Origin of the sequence: Rickettsia endosymbiont of Ixodes scapularis, from assembly GCF_000160735.1 — a bacterium.
Classification (GTDB): Bacteria; Pseudomonadota; Alphaproteobacteria; order Rickettsiales; family Rickettsiaceae; genus Rickettsia; species Rickettsia tamurae.
In genome coordinates this window covers 20,522-23,574 of record NZ_CM000770.1, presented here as the reverse complement: position 1 = coordinate 23,574, position 3,053 = coordinate 20,522, and the positions used below count along the sequence as shown (strand labels likewise).

Sequence of the window (3,053 nt, the reverse complement as noted above, 5' to 3'; positions counted from 1 at the left end):
AATAGCTGATAGTAACTGGGTTACGAGGATATTAGTAATATTGTTTTGTTACTAAATGTACTTAAAACTGCATAAATTTTTAGTAAATTGTCTTTTTTGACTATAACTATTAAATTGTAAAACTTGTCACACCTCTTACAAACCTTGAAAGGATAAGCATTATAGCATATTCATTAACCATAATTTAGGCATCTTAATACGAAACTCGCGTTAATAAAGATATAGATATGAAAGAATTAATAGAATTTCTAGAAAAAAGAGGATTTAAAAACCAAGCTAAAGCTAACGGCTTAAGAGATGGTACTACTAAATTTAAAATTTCTTGGTGCAACATAGGTGATGAAGGAGCAAAGTTTATTGCTAAAGCCCTTAAATTAAATATAATATTTTATATTTTACATAGAAGGGAAACAATTTGTCCCAACCCTTTAAATTTTTATGCTATCTGTAAATTTTGTTACACAAAAAAGTATTACTTAATATACTGTCGCTTAGTAAAGTAAATAGTCTACTTGCCTCCACTATTTCAATTCTTCTTCTTTCTGCTTATTTAATTACTCTAAGTTAATCAGTTTTTTAAAGTAATTAATTTTATATAACAAAAAGTAATTTTCGTTACTTTTTTTAAAGCTCGTATATTCAATACAAAATCATTCTTGTCATAGATAAAAATTTTAACTAAGTTTAGATATAATAAAGTGCCGAGAATAATTGAACGAAATAAACCAAGCGATGCTTTTAAAAATTGTTTATCGATTATAAGTATAATTTTTCGGTATGGCAATTTGAATAAATTTCTGATTAATTTGTAGTAAGAATATGATGTATAAGGTTTTTCAGCTAAAATAAGTTCTATTCTTAATTCCCTATTTATGCCATTTGGATAAATTTCACGTAATAAGTCTTTGTCTTTAATAAAAAAATCTAGATACGGCTCAATAATGGCTATTTTTCTTCTACTGTTTTAGTGTTCATATAGTTCTCCTGATTAAACTTAAATGATTCAAGTTTGATCACCAAGAAGCTAAGTTAAAGCCCGATTGGTGATCAGGGAGTTAGAAACACCGTCAACAAAACAGCTGAGTAGTTTTTAGGCTTAAAGTTATACTCTAAGCCCTGAACATGACTACTACCTCCCCGACCGTAAAATATCGAGGAATGAACCAATTTAACGGTGGTTTTACTGCCTGTTGATGGAGGTTTCTATACTCCAGAACAACCTTAGCTGTTCCAAGATGGATTCTAAGCAAAATTCTAAACAAGTCAATATGATTATTGATTTCAGAAATTTTTTCATTATTGCATGACTGGTTTGTCATTCTAGCTCAGCATTGTTGCGTAGATTGAAAAATGCGTTCGGTGTCATACCGTGGCTTGACCACGGTATCCAGAAAACAACTAAAAATACTAATATTATTAGTATTTTTAACTGGATCCCGTGATCAAGTCGCGGGATGACAGTGATAGAATTGATCCACGCAATAATGCCTGCTCGCAATGACTATATCATTCTTTACTTAGCAATACCTTTTATGCTACCTGTAAATTTTGTTGCATAATAAAACTATCACTTATATACTGTCGCTAATGATTAATTTGCTTAAAGTTTCATATGGTAAGTAGTAATTTTTATAAAAATTTAGGACCACGAAAACTAACGGCAATTATAGATTTTTTACACGATATTATAGAACCTCCTAAGATTCATGAAGATATAGCTATTCATGATATTAAAATTCTGCAGGAAGCATCATCAAATGATATTAGCTTTTTAAGCAATCCTAAATACTCCGAATTTTTAAAAACTACCAAAGCTGCTGCTTGTATAGTGCCGAAAAATTTTACGGGAGAAGCAAATCCAAATACTCTTTTAATACATGCCGAGAATTCATATTTTGCTTACGGCAAATTGATTAATTTTTTTTATGCTCCTATTAAATCATACCCTGCTAAAATAATGAAATCCGCTATTGTTGCAGATTCGGCGACTATCGGAAAAAATTGTTATATAGGTCACAATGTAGTTATTGAAGACGAGGTTATTATAGGTGATAATAGTATTATAGAAGCCGAAAGTTTTATAGGTAGAGGCGTAAATATCGGCAGAAACGCTAGAATAGAACAACATGTTTCAATAAATTATGCAATTATAGGTGACGACATCGTAATACTTGCAGGAGCAAAAATAGGACAAGACGGGTTTGGCTTTTCTACCGAAAAAGGCGTACATCATAAAATATTTCATATAGGAATAGTTAAAATCGGCAATAATGTTGAAATTGGTAGCAACACTACTATTGATAGAGGTTCGCTTCAAGATACTATTATAGAAGATTTATGCCGCATAGATAATTTAGTACAAATAGGACATGGAGTAAAAATAGGTAAAGGTTCTATTATCGTAGCACAAACAGGTATAGCAGGAAGTAGCACGATCGGTAAATATTGTGCTCTTGGAGGGCAAGTAGGAATCGCCGGACATCTAAATATAGGCGACGGGACACAGGTAGCAGCACAAGGCGGTGTAACACAAAATATAGAGGCAGGTAAAATCGTCGGCGGTAGCCCTGCAGTTCCTATCATGGACTGGCATAGACAATCTATTATTATGAAACAATTACTAAAGACCTCTAATAGCAAATTAAAAAAGTAGTTTGCTATTGAAAAGGGCTTTGTTGTGTGGATCACAATGTCATTCCTGCATGGATACTGAGTCGTCATTGCGAGCAGGCATTGTTGCGTGGCAATCCAGAAAAATTAGCAAAAAGTGCCGATTTTAGCACTTTTTACTAGATTGCTTCGTCAATTATTTCATAATTTCCTCGCAATGACGGAAAATTTACATTAAAGAAGAGACTAAATAAATGATCATAGATATTACCGAAATCATGGATTTGATACCTCATCGCTATCCATTTTTATTAGTAGATAGAGTACTTAAAATCGATCCTAACAAATCAATAACAGGTATTAAAAACGTTACCGTTAACGAGCCGCAATTTACAGGACATTTTCCGGCAAGACCTGTTATGCCCGGCGTTCTAATGGTTGAA

Annotated in this window: 2 protein-coding genes and 1 pseudogene; all 3 read left to right on the top strand. The window is 32.3% G+C overall.

Annotated elements, in window-relative coordinates; genetic code table 11:
- Positions 1 to 227: 227 nt before the first annotated feature.
- Positions 228 to 503 (top strand): hypothetical protein, encoded by a 276-nt coding sequence (locus REIS_RS00120; RefSeq protein WP_008579216.1) that lies wholly within the window; start codon positions 228 to 230, stop codon positions 501 to 503.
- Between the two features lie 1,109 nt (positions 504 to 1,612).
- Positions 1,613 to 2,653, top strand: coding sequence for a UDP-3-O-(3-hydroxymyristoyl)glucosamine N-acyltransferase (gene lpxD / locus REIS_RS00110; RefSeq protein WP_008579214.1), 1,041 nt, complete (start codon positions 1,613 to 1,615; stop codon positions 2,651 to 2,653).
- Positions 2,654 to 2,864: 211 nt separating this feature from the next.
- A pseudogene (locus tag REIS_RS00105) lies at positions 2,865 to 3,053 on the top strand (beta-hydroxyacyl-ACP dehydratase); the annotation flags it as partial.

What these genes read in the sequence shown, in the direction of transcription:
- lpxD (WP_008579214.1), top strand. Translation starts at nt 1,613, where the DNA reads ATGGTAAGTAGTAATTTTTATAAAAATTTAGGACCACGAAAACTAACG.
- REIS_RS00120 (WP_008579216.1), top strand. Translation starts at nt 228, where the DNA reads ATGAAAGAATTAATAGAATTTCTAGAAAAAAGAGGATTTAAAAACCAA.